Annotated in this window: 16 protein-coding genes; 9 read left to right on the top strand and 7 right to left on the bottom strand. The window is 65.6% G+C overall.

What is annotated here, in order from left to right; translation table 11 throughout:
* Nucleotides 1-53: 53 nt before the first annotated feature.
* Nucleotides 54-1,964: a CocE/NonD family hydrolase gene (locus tag IMX13_RS17305; protein WP_193396817.1), complete on the top strand. Its 1,911-nt coding sequence runs from the start codon at nucleotides 54-56 to the stop codon at nucleotides 1,962-1,964.
* A gap of 95 nt (nucleotides 1,965-2,059) precedes the next feature.
* Here the strand turns inward: IMX13_RS17305 and IMX13_RS17300 are convergent, their stop codons facing one another.
* Entirely contained in the window at nucleotides 2,060-3,151 is a 1,092-nt protein-coding gene (locus IMX13_RS17300; protein ID WP_193396816.1) for an alkene reductase, read from the bottom strand.
* Nucleotides 3,152-3,323: 172 nt separating this feature from the next.
* On the opposite strand from IMX13_RS17300, the gene IMX13_RS17295 reads away from it, so the two are divergent.
* The 8 genes from IMX13_RS17295 to IMX13_RS17260 all read left to right on the top strand — a co-directional run bounded on the left by IMX13_RS17295 (nucleotide 3,324) and on the right by IMX13_RS17260 (nucleotide 11,920).
* The gene (locus IMX13_RS17295) at nucleotides 3,324-4,082 is read left to right on the top strand and encodes an SDR family NAD(P)-dependent oxidoreductase (protein ID WP_193396815.1); all 759 of its coding nucleotides are present in this window, start codon (nucleotides 3,324-3,326) and stop codon (nucleotides 4,080-4,082) included.
* A gap of 127 nt (nucleotides 4,083-4,209) precedes the next feature.
* Nucleotides 4,210-4,659, top strand: a complete 450-nt coding sequence (locus IMX13_RS17290) for an MgtC/SapB family protein (RefSeq protein ID WP_053517640.1) — start codon at nucleotides 4,210-4,212, stop codon at nucleotides 4,657-4,659.
* Between the two features lie 214 nt (nucleotides 4,660-4,873).
* Nucleotides 4,874-6,532, top strand: a complete 1,659-nt coding sequence (gene lldP / locus IMX13_RS17285) for an L-lactate permease (protein ID WP_193396814.1) — start codon at nucleotides 4,874-4,876, stop codon at nucleotides 6,530-6,532.
* Between the two features lie 71 nt (nucleotides 6,533-6,603).
* A complete protein-coding gene (gene lldR / locus IMX13_RS17280) occupies nucleotides 6,604-7,368 on the top strand; it encodes a transcriptional regulator LldR (RefSeq protein WP_193396813.1) in 765 nt (254 codons plus the stop codon).
* Between the two features lie 4 nt (nucleotides 7,369-7,372).
* Nucleotides 7,373-8,512 (top strand): FMN-dependent L-lactate dehydrogenase LldD, encoded by a 1,140-nt coding sequence (gene lldD, locus IMX13_RS17275; RefSeq protein ID WP_053517634.1) that lies wholly within the window; start codon nucleotides 7,373-7,375, stop codon nucleotides 8,510-8,512.
* Nucleotides 8,509-10,218: a D-lactate dehydrogenase gene (gene dld, locus IMX13_RS17270; protein WP_193396812.1), complete on the top strand. Its 1,710-nt coding sequence runs from the start codon at nucleotides 8,509-8,511 to the stop codon at nucleotides 10,216-10,218. The genes lldD and dld overlap by 4 nt, the downstream gene beginning before the upstream one ends.
* Nucleotides 10,219-10,307: 89 nt before the next feature.
* Nucleotides 10,308-10,916 carry an SMI1/KNR4 family protein gene (locus IMX13_RS17265; protein ID WP_193396811.1) on the top strand — a complete coding sequence of 203 codons (609 nt, stop codon included), beginning with the start codon at nucleotides 10,308-10,310 and terminating at the stop codon, nucleotides 10,914-10,916.
* A 119-nt stretch (nucleotides 10,917-11,035) separates the two neighbouring features.
* Nucleotides 11,036-11,920, top strand: coding sequence for a hypothetical protein (locus IMX13_RS17260; RefSeq protein ID WP_193396810.1), 885 nt, complete (start codon nucleotides 11,036-11,038; stop codon nucleotides 11,918-11,920).
* 116 nt (nucleotides 11,921-12,036) lie between these two features.
* Here the strand turns inward: IMX13_RS17260 and IMX13_RS17255 are convergent, their stop codons facing one another.
* The 6 genes from IMX13_RS17255 to IMX13_RS17230 form a co-directional block, all read right to left on the bottom strand.
* A complete protein-coding gene (locus IMX13_RS17255) occupies nucleotides 12,037-12,342 on the bottom strand; it encodes an I78 family peptidase inhibitor (protein WP_053517630.1) in 306 nt (101 codons plus the stop codon).
* Between the two features lie 225 nt (nucleotides 12,343-12,567).
* The gene (locus IMX13_RS17250) at nucleotides 12,568-13,137 is read right to left on the bottom strand and encodes a hypothetical protein (protein WP_193396809.1); all 570 of its coding nucleotides are present in this window, start codon (nucleotides 13,135-13,137) and stop codon (nucleotides 12,568-12,570) included.
* On the bottom strand, nucleotides 13,134-13,832 hold the full coding sequence (locus tag IMX13_RS17245; RefSeq protein WP_193396808.1) for a hypothetical protein: 699 nt from the start codon (nucleotides 13,830-13,832) through the stop codon (nucleotides 13,134-13,136). Before IMX13_RS17245 ends, IMX13_RS17250 begins: the two co-directional genes overlap by 4 nt.
* Nucleotides 13,833-13,848: 16 nt before the next feature.
* Nucleotides 13,849-15,729 carry a TIGR02594 family protein gene (locus tag IMX13_RS17240; protein ID WP_193396807.1) on the bottom strand — a complete coding sequence of 627 codons (1,881 nt, stop codon included), beginning with the start codon at nucleotides 15,727-15,729 and terminating at the stop codon, nucleotides 13,849-13,851.
* An 11-nt stretch (nucleotides 15,730-15,740) separates the two neighbouring features.
* Entirely contained in the window at nucleotides 15,741-16,253 is a 513-nt protein-coding gene (locus IMX13_RS17235; RefSeq protein ID WP_164151854.1) for a hypothetical protein, read from the bottom strand.
* Nucleotides 16,250-19,117, bottom strand: a complete 2,868-nt coding sequence (locus tag IMX13_RS17230) for a type VI secretion system Vgr family protein (protein ID WP_227255496.1) — start codon at nucleotides 19,115-19,117, stop codon at nucleotides 16,250-16,252. The genes IMX13_RS17235 and IMX13_RS17230 overlap by 4 nt, the downstream gene beginning before the upstream one ends.

Genomic DNA, 19,117 nt, shown 5'->3' with positions numbered 1-19,117 from the left:
CACAGGGCAGGTCAGGAGTAGGCTTGGAACTTTCCCGCCGGAAGGGGTTGTCCATGCGTGTGCGTGCCGTTGCAATAGCCATCGCCCTTTGCCTGTCCAGCAGCGTGCTGGCTGCCGATACTCCGCCGATGACCCCGGACATCAGCGGCAAGCCTTTCGTTGCCCCGGATGTGGGGCGCGACTACGACAAGCGCGTGGTGATGGTGCCGATGCGTGATGGCACCAGGCTGTATACGGTGATCGTGGTACCCAAGGGCGCCCGTAACGCGCCGATCCTGCTGACCCGCACGCCCTACGATGCTGCCGGCCGCGCCAACCGCAGTGACTCGCCGCGCATGCGCGACCTGCTGCCACAGGGCGACGAGGTGTTCGTCGACAGCGGTTACATCCGCGTATTCCAGGACATCCGTGGCAAGTACGGCTCCGAAGGCGATTACGTGATGACCCGGCCGCTGCGCGGGCCGTTGAACAACACCAAGGTGGATCACTCCACCGACGCCTGGGACACCATCGACTGGCTGGTGAAGCACGTGCCCGAGAGCAACGGCAAGGTCGGCATGCTGGGCTCGTCCTATGAAGGTTTCACCGTGGTGATGGCGTTGACCGATCCGCATCCGGCGTTGAAGGTGGCGGCACCACAGAGCCCGATGGTCGATGGCTGGATGGGCGACGACTGGCTCAACTACGGTGCCTTCCGCCAGGTCAACTTCAACTACTTCGCGATGCAGACCGAGAAGCGCGGCAAGGGCACGCCGCTGCCGAGCCTGGGCTATGACGACTACAGCACGTTCCTGCGCATCGGTTCGGCTGGCGACTACGCCCGTTTCACCGGCGTGGACCAGCTGACCTGGTGGAAGAAGCTGGTCGAGCACCCGGCGTATGACGCCTTCTGGCAGGGCCAGGCGCTGGATGCGGTGATGGCCAAGACGCCGTTGAAGGTGCCGACCCTGTGGTTGCAGGGCCTGTGGGACCAGGAAGACATGTGGGGCGCCAACCACGCCTACCAGGCGATGGAAGGGCGCGACAGCGGCAACAACCGCAATTACCTGGTGATGGGCCCGTGGCGCCACAGCCAGGTGAACTACAGCGCCAGCGAACTGGGCGCGCTGAAGTTCGACGGCGATACCGCGCTGCAGTTCCGCCGCGATGTGCTCAAGCCGTTCTTCGACCAGTACCTGGTGGACGGCGCGCCGAAGGCGGACACACCGCCGGTGCTGATCTACAACACCGGCGAAAACCACTGGGACCGCCTGAAAGGGTGGCCGCGCAGCTGCGACAAGGGCTGTGCCGCCAGCAGCAAGCCGCTCTATCTGCGTGCCGGCGGCAAGCTGGCGTTCCAGGCGCCAGCGGCGGGCGAGGGTGACTTCGAGGAGTACGTGTCCGACCCCGCCAAGCCGGTGCCGTTCGTGCCGCGCCCGATCCGCTTCGGCGACCGCGACATGTGGACCACCTGGCTGGTCAAGGACCAGCGCTTTGTCGATGGTCGCCCGGACGTGTTGACCTTCATCACCGAACCGCTGACGGCGCCGCTGCGCATCGGCGGCGCGCCGGTGGTTCACCTGCAGGCCTCGACCAGCGGCACCGACAGCGACTGGGTGGTGAAGCTGATCGATGTGTACCCGGACCAGGAAGCATCGACGCCGGAGATGGGGGGCTACGAGCTGCCCGTGTCACTGGCGATCTTCCGTGGCCGCTACCGCGAAAGCTTCAGCGATCCGAAGCCGCTGGCGGCGAACCAGGTGCTGCCCTACCGCTTCGACCTGCCCAACGCCAACCACACCTTCCAGAAGGGGCACCGGGTCATGGTGCAGGTGCAGTCGAGCCTGTTCCCGCTGTATGACCGCAACCCGCAGACCTATGTGCCGAACATCTACCTGGCCAAGCCGGGCGACTACCAGAAGGCCACGCAGCGGGTCTGGCACAGCGCGGCGCAGGCCAGCTACATCGATCTGCCGGTGTACTGAAACGGGGCGGGCAACGCCGGGCCTGGCCCGGCGCCACCTTCCATGGGCAACGTCGGGCCATGCCCGGTCGCGGTGGACCGTGCATGCACCCGTCGTCAGGCATCCAGTGCCGGGTAGTCGATGTAGCCGTGTTCGCCACCGCCATACAACGTGGCCGGGTCGAGCTCGGCCAACGGCGCACCGCTGCGCAGTCGCGCGACCAGATCCGGGTTGGCGATGAAGGGCCGACCAAACGCGATCATGTCGGCATAGCCGCTGGCAAGGGCCTGCCCGGCACGCTCAGCGTCGTATCCGTTGTTGGCGATCCAGGCGCCACGGAAGCGTGCGCGCAGCGCAGGGTAGTCGAACGGGATGTTGTCCCGATCGCCACCGGTTGCACCCTCGATGACATGGATGAAGGCCAGGCCGTCGATCGTGTCCAGGCGCTCCACTGCAAGGTTGAACAGCGGTTGCGGGTTGCTGTCATGGGCATCATTGACCGGCGTGACCGGTGACAGGCGCACGCCGGTGCGGCCGGCGCCGATTGCTTCGGCGACCGCGCTGACCACCTCGAACAGCAGCCGCGTACGGTTCTCGATGCTTCCACCGTAGGCATCGTCCCGGTGGTTGCTGCCATCGCGCAGGAACTGGTCGATCAGGTAGCCGTTGGCTGCATGTACCTCGACGCCATCGAAGCCTGCGGCAATGGCATTGCGCGCGGCGATGCGGTAATCCTCGATGAGTTGCGGGATCTCCTCCAGCGCCAATGCGCGCGGTGCGGAGACATCCTCGAATCCATTGGCGGTGAAGGTCTTGCCGTTGGCGCGGAGGGCGCTGGGTGCCACCGGCACTTCGCCTTCCGGCAGCAGGCTGGTGTGGGAGATGCGACCCACATGCCACAGCTGCAGCACGATGCGGCCACCTTCGGCGTGTACCGCGTCGGTGATGGATTTCCACGCAGCGACCTGCTCGGCGCTGTAGATGCCCGGCGTATCAAGGTAGCCCTGGCCAAGAGGACTGATCTGGGTGGCTTCTGCAATGATCAGGCCGGCACTGGCACGTTGGCGGTAATAGGTGATCGCCAGTGGAGAAGGGACGCGGTCGGGCAGGGCGCGGTTGCGCGTCAGCGGTGCCATGGCGATGCGGTTCGCAGCAGCGATGTCACCCAGGTGAGTGGGCGTGAACAGCAGGGCGTCAGCGGGATTCATTGGAGTTTCCACAGCAGGGGAGGGTGAGGTCGAGCATACGGTCGAACGCGTTGCAGCGATGGGAAGGTTCGTTGCAGCGCCGGGAAGTGGCGCGGCCGTAACACGGCGGGGCGTACCGTGGGCCGCGGGTGGACGCGTGTCCACATCGATTCCCGATAGATGGAGAACACAGATGATCGACTATCAGCTCGGCGGCAAGACGGCGATTGTGACCGGTGGCGTTTCCGGCATCGGCCTGGCCGTGGTCGAACTGCTGGCAGCGTCCGGTGCTGCGGTGTCAGTGTGGGACCTGAAGCAGGACGCGGTGGACGCTACCGTGGAAGCGCTGGCCCGGCGTGGCAGCCGCGCCATCGGCATCGCCCTGGATGTCACGGATGAGGCTGCCGTGGAGGCGGCGGTGCAGCGCACAGTGAAGGAGCTGGGCGGCGTGCACGTCGCGGTCAACAACGCCGGCATCAGCGGCCCGGCGGCGAGCAGCGGCGACTATCCCATCGATGGCTGGAAGCGGGTGGTCGATGTGAATCTGACCAGTGTATTCCTGTGCCAGCGCGCGCAGATCCAGGCCATGCGCGCGGCCGGGAAGGGCGGGAGCATCATCAACATGGCCTCGATCCTGGGCCAGGTGGGCTATGCCGGTTCGACCGCGTACGTGGCGGCCAAGCATGGTGTGGTCGGCCTGACGCAGACCGCGGCGTGGGAGCACGCCGCCGATGGCATCCGTGTCAACGCGGTGGGGCCGGGCTTCATCGCCACGCCGCTGCTGGAGAAGATGGATCCGAAGGTGCGCGCCACGCTGGAAGACCGCCACGCCTTGAAGCGCCTGGGCAAGGCCGAGGAAGTGGCGGCGCTGGTGGCCTGGCTGGCCAGCGACGATGCCTCGTTCGCGACCGGCACCTATTACGCGATCGATGGCGGTTATCTGGCGCAGTGATGCGGTGACCGCAGGGACGGTGGTGCCGGGCATGGCCCGGCGCTACCGGGTGAACGGGCCGTGGTGCGTCCTTCACCGCGATCCGACGGCTGACGCGCAACGCTCCGGGAAACTCCCGGAGACGTCGATGGAACTCAACCAGGATGTATCGATCCTGCTGCGCGTGGCCGCCGCGATGCTGTTCGGTGGCGTGCTCGGTATCGAGCGCGAGATGGGCAAGCATGCGGCGGGCCTGCGCACGCACATGATGATTGCCGGCGCCGCAGCCCTCATCGTCGGTCTCGGCGATTCCGTGGCCGAGCATTTCCAGCAGGAGCGCTACCGCGACCTGCTGCAGGTCGACCCGGTGCGCCTGATCGAAGCGGTGGTGGCCTGCGTCGGCTTCGTTGCCGCAGGCACCATCCTGCGTGGCAGCCGCGAGGACCAGGTCAGCGGGCTGACCACGGCCAGTTCGCTGGTGATGGCCGCCGCCATCGGGATTGCGGTGGGCATCGGCAAGTACGTCATCGCCCTTGGTGTGAGCGTGCTGTGCCTGCTGGTGCTGGCGGTGATGCGACGGTTGGCGGACAGGCTCTAGCGGGGCAGCACCTTCGAGCTTCTGTCATGTGGCGCTTTATTGGTAATACCAATATGCCCGGTAACTCTATGGTCTAATAGGCTCTTCGTCGAAATGGCGGTTCAATCCGCTTCAAGTGGTCCGATGAATCTGATTATTGGTAATACCAATAATCGTGACCACGGCGTCCCACCGCATGCGGTGGGGAAACATTCCGCCCCCGTCGAGAGCCTCCATGCAGCCCTGGCAACACCTGTACGACCCCGCCGGCAACCTGTGGTTGTCCAGCCTGATCGCGTTGCTGCCGATCGCGTTCTTCTTCGTTGCCCTGGCCGTGCTGCGCATGAAAGGCTGGCTGGCCGGCACGATCACCGTGGCCATCGCACTGGCCGTGGCCCTGCTGTTCTACCGCATGCCGCTGACCCAGGCGTTTGGCGCGGCCGGCTTCGGTTTCGTCTACGGGCTGTGGCCGATCGCCTGGATCATCATCGGCGCGGTGTTCCTGTACAAGGTCTCGGTCAGGACCGGGCAGTTCGACATCATCCGTGCTTCGATCCTGTCGGTGACCGAAGACCAGCGCCTGCAGATGCTGATGGTCGGCTTCGCCTTCGGTGCCTTCCTGGAAGGCGCGGCGGGGTTTGGCGCGCCGGTGGCGATCACCGCAGCGCTGCTGGTCGGGCTGGGCTTCAAGCCGCTGTATGCAGCGGGCCTGTGCCTGATCGTCAATACCGCGCCGGTGGCATTCGGTGCGATGGGCATTCCGATCATCGTGGCGGGACAGGTCACCGGGCTGGAGGCCTTCGAGATCGGCCAGATGGCCGGTCGCCAGCTGCCGTTCCTGACCATCATCGTGCTGTTCTGGATCATGGCGATCATGGATGGCTGGCGTGGCGTCAGGGAAACCTGGCCGGCGGTGCTGGTGGCCGGCGGGTCGTTCGCCATTGCCCAGTACCTGACCTCCAACTTCATCGGGCCGGAGCTGCCGGACATCACCGCGTCGCTGGCGTCGCTGGTGTGCCTGACCCTGTTCCTGCGCCGCTGGAAGCCGGTACGGATCTTCCGCTTCGATACCGAAACCAGCGCCGAGGCGGCCGCCCAGGCGCTGGAAGCGCCGCGCTACAGCGTTGGCCAGATCGCCAAGGCCTGGTCGCCGTTCCTGATCCTTACCGCGATGGTCACGCTGTGGAGCATCAAGCCGTTCAAGTCGCTGTTCGCGGCGGGTGGCCCGCTGGAAAGCTGGGTGCTGAAGATCCCGGTGCCGGGCCTGGACCAGATGGTGCAGAAGATGCCACCGATCGTGCCTGCGCCGTTGAGCTACGAGGCGGTCTATAAATTCGACGCGTTCTCGGCCACCGGCACGTCGATCATCCTCGCCGCAGTGATTGCCATCCTCGCCCTGCGCATGCCGGCCAAGGCGGCGCTGCAGACCTTCGGCGAGACCGTGCGCGAGCTGCGCACACCGATCTACTCGATCGGCATGGTGCTGGCCTTCGCCTTCATCGCCAACTATTCGGGCCTGTCGGCCACGCTGGCGCTGGCGCTGGCCCACACCGGCAAGGCATTCACCTTCTTCTCGCCGTTCCTGGGCTGGCTGGGCGTGTTCCTGACCGGTTCGGACACGTCCTCCAACGCGCTGTTCTCGGCCCTGCAGGCCACCACTGCGCAGCAGATCGGCGTGTCCGAGGTGCTGCTGGTGGCGGCCAACACCACCGGCGGCGTCACCGGCAAGATGATCTCGCCGCAGTCGATTGCCATCGCCTGCGCCGCGGTCGGCCTGGCCGGCAAGGAATCGGACCTGTTCCGCTTCACTGTCAAGCACAGTCTGATCTTCACCGTGATGGTCGGCCTGATCACCACCGCGCAGGCGTACTGGCTGACCTGGATGATTCCCTGAGCCATGCAGCCGACGACCTATCCGCGCAGCATGGGCCGCACCTGCCAGGCGCTTCGGGCCACAATGGCGCCATGAGCACGCAACGGATTTCAGACAAGGTGGCCGCGCAGCTGCGTGGTCTGGTGCAGGAGCGGCAGCTGCAGCCGGGTGACCGGCTTCCGGCCGAGCGCGCGCTGGCGGTGCAGCTGGGTGTCTCGCGCACGGCGCTGCGCGAGGCCATCGCGCAGTTGTCCAGCCAGGGCCTGCTGAGTGCACGCGTGGGCGGCGGCACCTACGTGGCGGAGCCGGCCACGCGCGCGCGGCAGGCGCTGGATGAATCCCTGGCTCCGTACCTGCCGTTGTTCCAGGGCGACCCGGAATACCGCTTCGACGTGCTGGAGATCCGTCACGCGCTGGAAGGAGCGACGGCCTGGCATGCAGCGCTGCGTGCCACCGACGAGGATCGGGCGCGCATCGCCCAGGCCTTCCAGACCATGATGGATGCGCATGGCAAGGATGATCCTTCAGGCGAGGCGGAGGCCGATGCGGCCTTCCACCTGTCCATCGCCGAAGCGTCGCACAACCTGGTGCTGCTGCAGGTGATGCGTGGCCTGTTCGATCTGCTGCAGACCAACATCTCGCAGAGCCGCGAGAAACTCTATACCTCGGCGAGGACCTTCTCGCCGTTGTCCGACCAGCACCGCGAGATGATGGATGCGGTGCTGGCCGGTGATCCGGAGCGCGCGCGCGCCGCCGCGCATGCCCACCTCGAGTTCGTGCACACCACGCTGCGCACGCTCGACGACAACGAAGCCCGGCGCGCGCGGGCCTCGCGCCTGCCTTCCCCACACGGTTGACCCCATGATCATCTCCGCCTCCACCGATTACCGCGCCGCAGCCAAACGCCGGCTGCCGCCGTTCCTGTTCCACTACATCGATGGCGGCGCCTATGCCGAGCACACGCTGAAGCGCAACGTTTCGGATCTGTCCGACATCGCACTGCGCCAGCGCATCCTGCGCAACATGTCCGACCTGAGCCTGGAGACCGAGCTGTTCGGCGAGACGCTTGCGATGCCGGTGGCACTGGCGCCGGTCGGCCTCACCGGCATGTATGCACGCCGCGGTGAAGTGCAGGCGGCGCGGGCAGCTGACAGCCGCGGCATTCCGTTCACCCTGTCCACCGTGTCGGTGTGCCCGATCGAGGAAGTGGCCCCGGCGATCCAGCGGTCGATGTGGTTCCAGCTGTACGTGCTGCGCGATCGCGGCTTCATGCGCAACGCCCTGGAGCGCGCCCAGGCGGCGGGCGTTACGACGCTGGTGTTCACCGTGGACATGCCGGTACCGGGTGCGCGCTATCGAGACGCGCACTCCGGCATGAGCGGTCCGAATGCTCCGCTGCGCCGCATCGGCCAGGCCATCACCCATCCGCGCTGGGCCTGGGACGTGGGTCTGTTCGGACGTCCGCACGATCTTGGCAACATCTCCACCTATCGCGGCAACCCCACCGGGCTGGAGGACTATATCGGCTGGCTGGGCAGCAACTTCGATCCATCCATTTCGTGGAAGGACCTGGAGTGGATCCGCGAGTTCTGGAAGGGACCGATGGTGATCAAGGGCATCCTCGACCCGGAAGACGCACGCGACGCGGTTGCATTCGGTGCCGACGGCATCGTGGTCTCCAATCACGGGGGGCGCCAGCTCGATGGTGTGCTGTCCACCGCACGCGCGCTGCCGGCCATCGCTGACGCGGTACAGGGCGACCTGAAGATCCTCGCCGATTCCGGCATCCGCACCGGACTGGACGTGGTGCGCATGCTGGCGCTGGGCGCTGACACCGTGCTGCTGGGGCGGGCCTTCGTCTATGCGCTCGCGGCGCAGGGTGAGGCCGGCGTGGCCAACCTGCTGGACCTGATCGCCAGGGAGATGCGCGTGGCAATGACGCTGACCGGCGCACACCGCATTACCGACATCGGCCGAGATTCACTGGTGCGGCTGCCATGATTGGCCACGGGGCCATGCTGTCGCAGCTGCGTGCTGCTGTCGGCAGCCGCCATGTGCTGACCCGCGACAAGGCGACCCGCCGCTTCCGCCGGGGCTATCGCTTCGGCGACGGCGCGGTGCTGGCCGTGGTGCGTCCGGGCACGTTGCTGGAATTGTGGCGTGTGCTGCAGGCGGCGGTGCAGGGTGGGGCAGCGATCATCCTGCAGGCCGCCAATACCGGCCTGACCGGCGGCTCGACCCCGTATGGCAATGATTATGGGCGCCCGGTCGTGCTGGTCAGCACCCTGCGCTTGACCGGCATCCAGTTGTTGAACGAGGGCCGCCAGGTGGTGTGTCTGCCGGGCGCCACCCTGGACCGGCTGGAGCAGACGCTGGCGCCGCTGGGGCGCGAGCCGCATTCGGTGATCGGCTCGTCCTGCATCGGCGCCTCGGTGCTGGGCGGCATCTGCAACAACTCCGGCGGTGCGCTGGTGCGGCGTGGCCCCGCCTATACCGAGCTGGCGCTATATGCGCAGGTTGATGCGCAGGGCCGGTTGCAGCTGGTCAACCACCTGGGCATCGCGCTGGGCGATACGCCCGAGCAGATCCTGCAGCGCTTGCAGGCCGGTGACTACGATGCCGCCGATGTCAGCGACGGCGACGGCCGTTCCGCGTCCGACCCGCGCTACGCCGACGAGGTGCGCAGGGTCGATGCCGATACACCGGCGCGCTTCAATGCCGATCCCGGTCGTCACTACGAAGCGGCGGGTTCAGCCGGCAAACTGGCGGTGTTCGCGGTGCGCCTGGATACGTTTGAGAAGGAGCCCGCCGAGGTCTTCTACATCGGCAGCAACCGTACCGGGAGTTTCACCGCCATCCGCCGCCAACTGCTGACCGGCTTCGATCGCCTGCCGATCGCCGGTGAGTACATCCACCGAGACGCCTACGATATCGGCGAGCGCTATGGAAAGGACACATTCCTGCTGATCGACCGGCTCGGGACCGCACGGGTGCCCGCGGCATTTGCACTGAAGAGCAGGGTTGACGGCTGGTTCGAGCGGCTGGGCCTGCGCGGCGTGACCGACCGGGTGATGCAGGTGCTGACCGGCCTGTTGCCCTCGCACCTGCCCCAGCGCATGGGCGAGTTCCGGCAGCGTTACGAGCATCATCTGCTGCTGAAGGTCTCCGCACAGGATGCAGCGGAGACCGAGGCCTGGTTGCAGCAATTCTTCGCCGAGCACGAAGGCGGCTATTTCCACTGCACGGCCGAAGAAGGGCGCAAGGCCTTCCTGCATCGCTTTGCCGTGGCCGGTGCTGCCGTGCGCTATCGCGAGGTGCATCGCCAACAGGTGCAGGACATCGTCGCGCTCGACATCGCATTGCGTCGCGACGACGCAGACTGGTTCGAGCAGCTGCCCGCCGCCATCGAAAGCCGCCTGCTGCACAAACTGTACTACGGCCACTTCCTGTGCCACGTGTTCCACCAGGACTACATCGCACGCAAGGGCGAAGATCCGATGGCGATCGAGCACGCGATGTGGGCACTGCTCGACCGGCGCGGGGCCGAGTATCCGGCCGAGCACAACGTCGGTCACCTGTACCCGGCCAAGCCGGCGCTGGCTGGGTTCTACCGACAGTTGGACCCGAGCAACACCTTCAACCCGGGCATCGGGCAGACTTCGAAGGCCAAGGGCTGGGGTGGCTGCGACTGCGATGGGCATCCGTGACGTACCCGCTGAGAATTCGGATTTCTTGCATTCCTCAGTGATCGGGCTGGTACTAGGCTGAAATCCTGGCTGAGACGGATACAGGATCAATGCAGAGCGCAGATCAGATATGGGCTTCCATCAAAGCGTCGCTTTTCGAGAAGGGCTGTCTGAATGAAGTACAGCTACGGTCGGGAGCCTCTGAAGGCGAACTGGTTGAATTGGAAGCTCAGCTTGGAGTCCCCCTGCCAGATCTGCTGAGGCAGCTTCTGAAGATTCACGACGGGCAGGATGGGGCCGGGTTTCTGTTTGGGAGTCAGATGCTCTCGGCGACGGAGATTTTGCGGAAATGGCAAGGTTGGCGTGAAATCGAGGCCGACGGCATGAACGAGCACTGTGCCGAATTCATGGCATCGAGCCCTGGTGGGGTGGTGAAGCCAATGTACACCAACGCACGCTGGATACCGTTGACCCACGATGGTGGTGGCAATCATATGGGATTGGATTTCGACCCAGACATCGGCGGTGCTGAAGGCCAAATGATTGCCTTTGGTGCGGATGAAGACACCAAGTACCTTCTTGCTTCCACGTTCGCTGAGTTCGCTGAAAAGGCCGTGGCGTGGATCAGGCACGCCCGCTGGGATGGTGAGAATCTCGAGTCGCCAACTGATGACGGCTTCGCTCCTCCGGCCATTCTCCGGACTGCTGGCGGGGCGTAGTCGGAAGCGCCGTTATGCCGGGCAGTGCGTCGGTTGGGTTCCGGTTGACTGGAGCGACTGGCGAACGTCCCGGTTTCCCTGCGCTACCATCGAGATTCCTCATGCCGGAGCCGCCCTCGATGCCCATTGCCGTTGCTCGCACCTTTCTGTGCGTCGTGTTGTTGGCGACGCCGCTACTGGCACTGGCACATAACGCCATCCTGCCACAGCAGCGCGATGCCGCCGGCAATGTGATGGAGCCGCTGGGGCAGGTGTTGATCACCCGGGAGGCGGGCCCGGCAGGACTTTATGAGTGCACCCGGGACGGCAACTGGTGCGTACGCGTGCAACCGGTGGCCGAAGAGGGGCAGCGGCCCACCGTGTTGGAAGTGCTTGAGAAGGTGCCGGGCCAGGGCAAACCGCACAGCTACCACGTCCGCATTGACGTGCCGCAGGAAAGCGAACTGAAGCTGTGGCCGTGGATCGTACGCCTGGCACCCGGTGTCGGCGCGGATGAGGACGTGATTGACCCGCAGCCGCGTGCCCGCCAGAACGTACTGGTAGGCGCCACGGTCACCTTCAGCATGATGTACTCCGGCGGTGGGGCAGACGCATCGACGCTGCAGCTGGCACGCGTTCGCCACCTGCAGGATGGCATCCAGGTGGACGATGATGTGCTGACCGTGCCGTGGGTGGGCAACGCGATGATCCGTGCCTGCTTCAGCGAGCAGGACATCAGGCAGCGTGCCGGTGCCTGCCACGATGAGTATGGATTCTCGGCAAAGCTGGGGCTGGATCCGGCAGTGCAGGGCATGCCGGTGCTTCGTTACCAGACGGTGGCGACCCGCTTCCCCGCAGGTGCATCGCGTTTCGAGGATTCGCTGGCGAAGGGGCCGTTGAAGACGAAGGACCTGCGCACCGAGCAGGACCCGGCGTGCAGCTATTCGCGTCTTTTCCGTTTCAGTGAGGGCCGTTTTCACCCCGACCAGCCACTGCCGGATTGTGCGGGCTATACCGAACCCTGAGCCCTGTCACGCTGGTCCATGCCCGACGCGCGTTCTGTGTAGAGCCGAGCCCACGCTCGGCTGCTGTTCAGTGGCAGCCGCGCGTGGGCTCGGCTCTACAGTCGCCCGCGCGGTGGCTACTCGCAGCGGGCGGCGGTGATGATGTTGTCCTTGTCCATGTAGACGCGCAGGCGATCCGGACGGATATCCTTGGTGGTGATCGTGGTCGGGCCGATCGGGTTGACCAGGCCGGCGCCGCTCTCTCGCGACAGACGACGCATGTTCTCCTCATTGCCCGGCTGGCCGATTGCCCAGCCAAGCTGGCTGGCGTCGCAGCGGCCGGTGCCCTTCACCTCCGGCCCGGGCGTACTCACACAGGCGGCGAGCAGCATCGGCGTGGCGACTGCGGCCAGTGCAAGGCCGACGGAACGGAAACGGGTCATGAGCGGCGCTCCTGCGAGATGGTGGCGCCACCATAGCACCCTGCCCGTGGCGACGGCATGCGTTGGATCAAAGGAGGGGGCTCGGGAGCACTGGCACTGACGAAGTTGGCGCGTTCTGGCGGTGACCCTTCACGCCTGCGGAGCGCATGGAGCGCGTCTGCACGTTGCAAGTCAACCCAGCATTATCCTGGCATTCGGCCTATCGGTTTCGCGTCGCATCTGTCGCTATTCACTGCAGACCTGGATCAGGTCAATGCCGGCTGGACCGCGATAGCGCATCGTCGCCGGGTCGAACTGCAGCTGGATCTTCCCGGTACGGATGGTGTCATTCTGCCCAGTCGGGCAGTCCCGTGTCGCGTCCAGTGCTGGCCAGACAGCATGCGGCGCGACAGGGGCCGTCAATGTCGTGAACCTGCCCTCCAACAGACGGATATAGGTTCCATCCGCACACTGGGCAAGGATCAGTTTATCGGCGACATCGACATCGCCGTAGCTGCTGCCGAAGTAGATGAGGATCGCGTCCTCGCGCCCGTCGTTGTTGAGATCGGGCGTGTCGTTCAAGAAGGTCTTTCCCTGCTGACCGCTGTATGGGCACTCCTCGTCATTCCCCGGTGGACATGCACTGACGCGCTTCCCCTCCACCGGCACCAGTTCGATCCTGTCATCGATGGCGGTTGCACACGCGCGTTGCAGCGAGCCGGGCGGCGGAGTGCGCGCGATGGCGACGTCCGCGGCAGCGGAGAGCGCCAGCAGCAGGAGAGCCTGATGCTGGCGCTGGCATCGTGACGACGTCACGGTGAGCTTCCGCGCTTGATCGCCTCCCACACCTTGTCTACGTGCGCGCGAAGCACGGGCGCAGCCGAAGCCAGCGCGGGATCGTCCTGCCGGTCGCCGCCGAAGGGTTCATCGCCCTCCACCTCCACCAGAGATTCACCACGTACTTCGTAATACTGCTCGCCCTGGCGAAGCCCAATGCGCAGCTGCTGCGGATCGACGCCGCCGCCGCAGAAGCTGTGGCTGGCCAGCGTCAACTCGGCGCGGCCATCCTTGTCCAGGTCCGTTGCAGTCACCTGGTCCAGGAAGTAGCCGGCCTCCAGATCCAGACCTTCGCATTGAACCGGATCTTCCACGCTCCACCGCGAGGCCCAAGGAGCCGCTTGTCCGGCGCGCCGGAACAGCTCCGCACGCAACGTGATCTGATCCATCGCCTCTTCATCGCCCTGCGCCGGCACTGTCTGCTCGCTGCGCGAAAGAAGCAGCAGGCCCGGCCCGTCGATGTCATTGAACACCACTTGCTTCAGCAGCGTGCCCGAGTAGAGGTCTTTCAGTTCCGCATCTGCCAGGGCGGGCAACAGCTCCAGTCGACCAGCGGGCACGGCCACCTGCCCGGGAAGTGCGTGTGCATTCGTTGCGGCATCGTCTGCTGCATCTGCAACCGGTGAGGACGGCGCACCGCAGCCGACTGCACCGAGTGCAAGCACGGCCAGCACGGCAAGTCGCAGCTGATCAGCGCGTATTGTCGCCAGCCTTTTTGGCCACGACAATGCCGAGCGCCGCGTTGAGGTCCGTGGCTGCCAGTTCATCGAGTTTGGTTTCCTTGAGTTCCTTCTGCGCGAATGGCAGATAGCTTTTCGGCACGTAGTAACGCAGCGTTGCAGGGTTGAAGCGGACAAAATTGATCTGGTCGCTCTGGTTGCCACCCAGCAGCACAGGTCGACCGCGGTCCATGGCGTAGACGAACCCTACGTGCGACGTACCGACCAGGGCGACCGCGCCGAACACCGGTTCGTCGATCTGGCTGAAGCGCGTGGTGTCGGCGGCGAACGAACGCGCGCGGTACGGGTGTGGAGATGATACAGCGTATCCGGCCGTGCGAAGGCACCAGTTCACGAACGATGCGCACCAAGCGTTGGAGCTTCCGGCCAGCGTAGTGAACTGCTTCCCGTAGCCGAGTTCGGAATGGAAGTTGATGGTGCGGCTGATCTCAGCCTCTTTCTTGCCCGCCCATTTGCGCGCCTGTGCATAGGCGTGCTCCACCCAAGGTGCGCGCTTCTGCGAAAACGGAATGATTGCGATTGGGTGGCCTTCGCCCTCGCGACTTCGGGTATCCCGTGCCTGTACTGACGCCGGCGGCCGCACAGCAGCAGGTGTTTCCGGCGGAGGCTTCACCAGCGAGGGCCGATCAGACGTTTGCGGATTCCCGCTGTTGCCCGCTCGCCGGGAAGACCCGGCCGCTGACGGGGGCACGGCTTCGACCCCAACAGGCAGCGTGATTTTCTGGCCAGGGTTGATTCGATTGGCATTGCTGATCGACGGATTGGCGGCCATCAGCGCATCGACGCTGGTGTGATGGCGGTCTGCAATTCGGCTCAGCGTGTCGCCGGAGCGAACGCTGTAGCTGGCTTGACGTGACCTTGTTGGAGTCGCCGGGGCGCCGTCGTTGGCTGCGTCAGCCGGCGCCTTTCCGTAGATCCAAACCACATGACCGGGATAGATGCGGTTGCGGTTGCGGATATGGTTGTTGCTCACCAGATCGTCAACTGAGGTCTTGAACCTGCTGGCGATCGAGGCGAGAGTGTCGCCTGGCTGCACCACGTAGCGCAGCGGTGTGCGCTTCTCCTTGCTGGGCTGCGTTGGAGTGTGTGGTTGCGAATTCCCGCCGACCGTCATCATGTTGCGCGCAAATACCAGGGACGCTGAGGCCTGCTGAAGCGCAAACTGGCCGATTCGGCTTCCAATCTTGCCTGATTCCTCAAGGAAGAGCTCTATCACTTCTCCTGGCTGGCGGGTGATGAATGTCGGCAGCGCCCCGTGCTCATTGGTGGTGACCTTCTTCTCGCCCGTATTGCTGCTACGCACGATCACGGGCGTTGCCGGCATCGGTCGGGCGCCGTCAGACAAGGTGACCTGCGTGGCGTGCACGATCCGTTCCTTGCGTGTCTCAGGCTTTGCATTGAAGCCCTCATATTGCTCCATCGCAGCGATCATGCCGTTGAACTGCTCATCGGTCATGTCCTTGATGACCGTCTGGTCGGTGGCACCAGATCGCTTGCGCACGTATGCCAGATAGGCCGCTGTGTCGTTTTCCGATTCCGGTGCATAGGTATGCATGGCGTTGTACAACGTCATGTCGTTGTACTTGCGGCGCAGCAGTGCGCGCTTCTCGGCGCGGCCATCCTCGGCCGTAGGAAAAATGGCGAACTTGCCGCTCTTCGTATCGGCCTGGCCGATCATCTTGGCGTACTTTCCGCCTGGACGCAGGTTGCCGGGGTTGTTGAGCAGCCAAGCCAGCGAGCCGCCACTGCGGATGAGCTTGTCACCGTTGTCGGCGGTGAACTCCACAGTGCGCGTATCCTTGTTGAAAACCGCGCTGATGTAGGTAGGCATTCCGTGTCGTCCTATCGGGGCGTCAGCGTGCTCAGGGCCTGTGCGACATCAACGCCCTGGGGCAGACGGCGGGTGGAATCGAGCACCAGTACCCAGCGCTCCTCGTCGGGCTGCTGCTTGAGAAGGTAGCGTTTCAGCTCGACGGCAGCGTCGTCGTCGTATGGCGTGTCCTTGAAGGACAACTCAGCGATGTAGAGGACCACCTTGCCCGCCTCGACCCGCACACGCGCATCGCGGAGCGGGAAGTCAGCCGTGGCCGTCGCCTTTACGAGGAAATCCACCGGCGGCGCATCGTTGCGTGCGAGCAGCGGAAGCTGGTTCCACACGGCTTCGTTGGCAATCGGACGGTACTGGAAGCTGTAAACATGGAAACTGTGGGCATTGGAATGACTGACATACCCGGAATTCACGCGCAACGTACCTTGAGCGGTCTTGATGTCAGTGCTGCCGGTCGAATACTGCTGCGCATTGGCGGAGGGGCCCATGCACAATGCGAGCAGCAGCAGGAAGTGTCGGATGATCATGTTGATGACGGGGGTTCGTTGAGCAGTTCCAGGATCTGTTCGGACGTCAGGGCGCCGGTCGCATCGGCCGCGTCCAGGTTCCCGAGGAAGGGGTCGCTGCCGTCGCTGTCGGGTGTGTCGCCGTCATTCTCGGGTGGGCGGCCCGGCGCCGACACCAACATTTCCCAGGTGTCATCGCCAACCTCCAAGGTCAGCGGCCGACCCAGGCCATCGGCCATCACGCGGGGCAACCGACCGTCCTCACCGATGGTTCCGCTGGCGACCTGTTCGCCTTCGTTGTTGAAGATGCGGTAGGCCTTGTCCTTCCACCCCATTTCCGTGGCCAGTACATCGGCGCCTTCCAGCGCGAAGCGCAGGCTTTCCTTGAACGAGTACAGCCCACTGGGAAGTACCGGCATGGACGGCGCATCACTTCCCCCCCCCATGAACGGATGCTCGCCCGCCTTCACCTTGAACTCGCCCGGGCAGCTGAACGTGATGTTGCCGCCCTCCAGGGTGATCGCGCTGCTGCCGGCCTGCAGCACCACTTTGCTCTGCGCCAGCACATCGATGCGGTCATCGGTGGCGGTGATGGTCAGTGCCTGGTCGCTCAGCAGCTCCAGTTCGCCATCGTTGGCCTGCAGGCTGACCGGGCCCTGGGCGGCGATCACCCGCAGCGGGCCGCTCTGCGCGAACAGTGAGACGTGCTCGCCGGACACCGTGGCGATGGTCTCGCCTGCGCTGATGTGCAGATCCTGCTGCACCGTCATCTGCAGGTTCTGCCCGGCGTAGGCCACCGCGCTGGCTGGCGTGGTCCAGGCAATGTGGTGCGGTGCTTCGGCCAGCAGCAGCGGCTTGGCCAGACGCTCCACCGGCTGGTCGCCCGGGCTGCGGCCATCGCCGCCCGGCTTCATCGCGCTTTGTCCGTTGACCTCGCCTTCGTAGCGTCCCTGTGCCTGCGGATCGATCTGCTCGCGCAGCTGCTTCGTGCGCTCGAACTCGGTCAATCCGGGCACCTGCTGCTGGGCCAGGGTCTGCTGCATCTGCTCCAGGCTGCGCTCGGCGCCCTTGAGCTGCGCCACTACGCTGGCGTTGTCCATGACCGTTGAGGCAGCCCGCTCCTGCGCGCTGGCGGACAGCAGCAGGCCTTCAGCGGCATGCACATTGCCCCAGCCCTGCGTGGCCAGCTCGAAGCCCTCGCCGCGCAGGGCGCCACGGGCGGTGTTCTGGTGCGCGATCAGGTAGCCCAGCTCCAGCCGGCTGTCGGCCAGCGAACTGTGCAGGCGCGTACGCAGCTGGCCCGGCGTGTCATCGATCACCCATTGCTGGGTGCCGCTGCCGTCATGGGCTTGGGTATGCAGGCCGCTGAGTACGCCGGGATGGCGCGCGTTCTCATCGATGCCGCCGCCGAAGGGTGGGGCGACCTCACCGTTGTAGAGCTGGCCGGTGATGCGCGGCTGGTCAATGTCACCGTGCAGGAATTCCACCAGCACTTCGCTGCCGATGCGCGGCAGGAAGGCCGTGCCCCAGTTCGGGCCGGCCACCCATTCGGCCACCGACACCCAGCTGCCGCTGGTGTGGTCGCCGGGCGCATGGCCGGTCTGGGCGCTGCCGGTGTCGGTCAGACCGCCCGGATTGGGCTGGCTGCCGCGCTGCCAGCCGAACTGGATGCGCACCTGGTGTTCGCGGTTCGGGCTGACGGCCGCATTGGCCACACCCACCACGCGTGCGGTCTGCGGGCCATGCAGGGTGGGGCGGTCCTGCGGCAGGGCTCGCAGCGGCACACCGGCGCCGGTGGCGAGGAAGGCGTTGCGGTAGGCGCCGCGCTCCAGATCGGTGCTGCCGAGCAGCTCGGCGATGCCCTGGTCCAGATTGTTGACGGCGACATGCTGCACGGCCAGCAGCTGGAAGCGCTGGCCCTCATGCTGCGGATGCTGGGCCAGGCTGAACGTGCTGCCTGCGGCCAGCTGGCGCTCGCTGCCGCTGCCGCTGTACAGCACCTGGCCAACGCGCAGTGCGTCCAGCCGCGCCTGCGCTTCGGCGTCGGCCCAGGCGGGCTGGGCGAAGCGGCCGGCACGCGGCTGCACATAGACCTCCAGCGCGGGCAGGGTGCCGGCATCGGCACTGGACTGCGCCGCCACGGCATTGACCTGTTCGCTGTGCCAGCTGGCGACGGTACTGGCGTTGGGCACCAGCTGCTGGCGTTCGGCGAAGGCAGTGATGCCATCGCTGCTCTCGGCCATGTCGGCGCGATGGAAACGCACGCGGCCCACATCGGGCAGTTCGGCGCCGGGCTCGAACACCACCAGGGTGTGGGCGGCATCGCCCTCCTGCGCCTGCTCGATGCGCCAGGCCAGGCCAGCCTCGGACAGCAGGCGGGTGACGAAGGCCCAGTCGGTTTCGCGGTACTGGGTGGTGATCGCGCGGGCCGGCAACTGGGCCTGCACGTCGAAGCGGAAGGCGGCCTGCGGGTAGTCGGCGAAGATCTGCTCGCAGATCGCGCGGGTGTCCTGGTCCTGGAAAATCACTGCGTTGCGGCGAAGGCGCAGCAGGGCGGTCCAGGGTTCGAGGGTGAGCCGGTAGCGGGCCAGCCCGCCGTCGCTTCCCAGCTGCGCCGCCTCGGTGCACAGCCCGTGCCACTGCCGCAGCGCGCCATCGGCCTGGCGCAGCTGCAGGGTCAGCGGCTGCTCCAGCCACGGTTCCAGTTCCAGGAACGCATCGGTGGCCAGGCAGTCGATCTGCAGGCGGTTGTCACCGCACACCGATTCGGTGCCTTCAAACCGCTCGACCACAAGGCCCTCGTCGGGGCCCTTGAGCTGGATCAGGCGATCCCGATGCGACAGCGAGGCGAGGGAAGCAAGCAGCGTGGAGCGCGAGATGTCCAT

The sequence above is a fragment of the Stenotrophomonas sp. B2 genome, assembly GCF_014947095.1.
Classification (GTDB): domain Bacteria; phylum Pseudomonadota; class Gammaproteobacteria; order Xanthomonadales; family Xanthomonadaceae; genus Stenotrophomonas; species Stenotrophomonas maltophilia_P.
Note: the sequence above shows the minus strand (reverse complement) of the source record. Positions and strands in the feature narration are given on the sequence as shown.